Source organism: Kitasatospora sp. MY 5-36, assembly GCF_001182915.1.
Taxonomy (GTDB): Bacteria; Actinomycetota; Actinomycetes; order Streptomycetales; family Streptomycetaceae; genus Kitasatospora.
Genome location: NZ_LFVW01000934.1, coordinates 1 through 3,180, shown reverse-complemented (window position 1 = coordinate 3,180; position 3,180 = coordinate 1). Strand labels below are relative to the sequence as shown.

1 protein-coding gene is annotated in these 3,180 nt (G+C 78.0%); it reads left to right on the top strand.

Features of this window, described 5'->3' with window-relative positions:
• The coding region (locus AE652_RS38455; protein ID WP_049660058.1) for an AMP-binding protein at positions 1 to 3,180 on the top strand (3,180 nt) is incomplete at both ends.

Here is a 3,180-nt window from a genome sequence, read left to right as displayed (position 1 = left end):
CGGCACCCGCCGGGGCGACCGGGTCGCCCTGCTCGGGCCCCGGGACGCCCGGATGCTGGTGCTGCTGTACGGCGTGCTGCGCGCCGGCGCGGCGGCCGTGCTCGCCGATCCGGACTGGTCGGCGGCCGACCTGGCCCGGCGGCTGGCCTCCGTCCGGGTGGCCCGGGTGCTCGCCACCGAGGGCGGCCTCGGCGGGGAGGTGGTGGACGTCGAGGCGCTGCCGGAGCTGCCCCCGGTGGCCACCGAGGTACGGGGCGAGGACCTCGCGTACCTCTCCTTCACCTCCGGGTCGAGCGGCGAGCCCAAGGCGGTGGCCGTCACCCACGCCAACGCGGTGCACTACGCCCGGGCCCTGGCCGGGCGGCTCGACCTCACCGAGGCCGACGCGCCCCGCGCCGCCCACGTCACCACCCTGGCCGCCGACCTCGGCCACACCGCCTGGCTGCTCGCCCTGGCCACCGGCGGCTCGGTGCACCTCGTGCCGGACCGCGAGGTACGCGACCCGGAAGCCTTCTGGGCCTCGCTGCGGCGGGCCCGGGTGGACGTGCTGAAGACCACCCCCTCGCACCTCACCGCCCTGCTGGAGGGCCGCCCCGCCGACACCCCGCCGCTGCACACCGTGCTGCTCGGCGGCGAGGCGCTGCCCCGCCCGCTCGCCGCCGCCCTGCTCGACGGCGGCACCACCGCGCGGCTGGCCAACCACTACGGACCGACCGAGACCACCGTCGGCGCCACCTGCCTGCTCGTCACCTCCGCCCGCCAACTGCCCGCCGAGGAGCCGACCGTACCGATCGGCACCGCGATCGGCAAGGTGCTGCTGACCGTGGTGGACGGCGACGGCCGGGCGGTGCCGGACGGCTCGGTGGGCGAACTGCTCATCGGCGGCCGGGGCGTGGCCGCCGGGTACTTCGGCCGGCCGGACGAGACCGCCCGCGGCTTCGTCCGGCGCGACGGCCGGCTCGTCTACCGCACGGGCGACCTGTGCCGGCGGCGGGCGGACGGCAGCCTGGTCTTCCTGGGCCGGGTGGACCGCCAGGTCAAGGTCCGCGGCTACCGGGTGGACCTCGCCGAGGTCGAGCGGGCGATGGACGGCCACCCGGGCGTCGCGCGCTCGGCGGCGCTGCTGCGGGAGACCGCGCTCGGCCACCAACTCATCGGTGTCGTCCGGCTGTTGGACGGCGCAGACGGCGCGGACGGGGCCGGGAGCCTGGACGGGCTGCGGGCGCACCTGCGGGACCGGCTGCCCGGCTACTCTGTGCCGCAGCCGATCCTGGTGCTGCCGCGGTTCCCGGTCGGACCGAACGGCAAGCTCGACCGGCAGCGGCTGGCCGAGCTGGCGGCCGAACTGGTCGAGGCCCGGGCCGAGTCGGACGGCACCGGGTCGGACGGAACCGAACCGGACGACACCGGGGTGAACGGCGGTGCGGGGAGCGGACCGGCCGGGGAGATCGCCCGGTTCTGGGCGGGCGCCCTGGGCCTGCCCGCCGTCGGGCCGCGCGCCGACGTGCTCGGCCTCGGCGGGGACTCCATCCTCGCCATGCGCACCATCGCCCTCCTGCGGCGCTCCGGCCTGCGGGTCGCCTACGAGGACTTCTACCGGTACCCGACGGCGGAGGGCCTGGCGGCGGTCGCCGTCCCGGTCGCGCCGTCCGTCCCGGCCCCGCGCGGCTCCACGGATGGTCGCCAACTCGCCCCGGCCCAGCGGTGGTTGTACCGGCAGCGGACGGTGCGGGACCTGCGGCACTGGAACCAGTCGGTGCTGCTGCGCTGTCGCACCGCCGTCGACCCGGAGGCGCTCTCGGCGGCCGTCGCGGCCGTCCTGGAACGGCACCCGGCGCTGCGCCGGCCGGTCGCCCCGGACGGCTGCGGCGAGGTCCGGGCGGTGGCCGAGCTCGACCCGGTCTCCTTCTCCCGGATCCCGCGCGCGGCCGGGGAGATCGCCGACACCGTCGCCGGGGTCTGCACCGAACTCCACCGCAGCCTCGACCCGTCGGCCGGTCGGCTGCTGCGTGCCCACCTGTTCACGGGCCCGCCCGGCACCGACGACCGGCTCGCGCTGATCGCGCACCACCTGGTGGTCGACGGGCTGTCCTGGCGGATCCTGCTGGACGACCTGGCGCACGCGTACCGGGCGGTGCTCGACCGGAAGCCGGTCGACCTGCCGCCGACGGCGGACTTCTACGCCTGGGCGGCGGTCTCGTCCTCCGACGCGGCGGAACCCGCTGCCGGGGACACCACCGTCGGGGGAACCGGGGAGGTCGGGGAAGCCGAGGAGGCCGGAGAGGCCGAGGAGCCCGCCGCGCTCAGCTGGGCGCTCGACCCGGACGCCACCGCCCGGCTGATCGCCCGGCGCGGTGCCGGGGCCGGGTTGGAGGCCGTACTGCTGGCCGCCTTCGCCGAGGCCGTCACCGGTGACGGCGGCCGCCCCCGGCTCGCGGTGGAGGTCGAGACCCACGGCCGGGACGCGGTCGGCGACCCGGGCGAATTCCTGGACACCGTCGGCTGGTTCACCGCCGTCAAGCACGTCGAGCTGGACGCCGGGGCCACCCCGGACACCGTGGCCCGGCGGCTGCGCGAGGCCCCCGTCCGGCCGATGGACGGGCCCGGCGGACGGCCCGCCGTCGGCTTCAACTTCCTCGGCACCTTCCGGCTGCCCGAGGAGCCCGCGCTGGACTGGACCGTCGCCGCCGAACAGGCCGGCACGGCCCGCTGTACGGGCGGCGACCCGCTGTACGAACTGCGGCTCACCGCACGGGTGGTGGAGCAGCGGCTGGTCGCCGACCTGGTGTACGGCCGGCCCGGCCTGCCGCACCCCGCCGCCGAGCGGATCACCGGGCGGTTCGCCCGCGCCGTGGCGGCCGAGGCGCAGGCCGAGGTCGTCGGCCGGACCGACGCGCGGGCCGACGCCGAGGCGCCGGTGGCCGCACCGCCCGTCCGGGCACCGCTGTCCACCTCCGGCCAACTGCTGCACCCCGGTGTCGCCCCGACGGCCCGGGCGACGGTGCGCGAACCCGCCCGGGTGCTGCTCACCGGCGCCACCGGCTACCTCGGACGACACCTGCTGGAGGCCTTCCTGGCACGCGGCGCCGAGGTCACCTGCCTGGTGCGGGCCGCCGACGACGCCGAGGCGCTGAAGCGGCTCGGCACCGGCGCGGCGGGCGCGGTCCGGCCCGCCCGGGC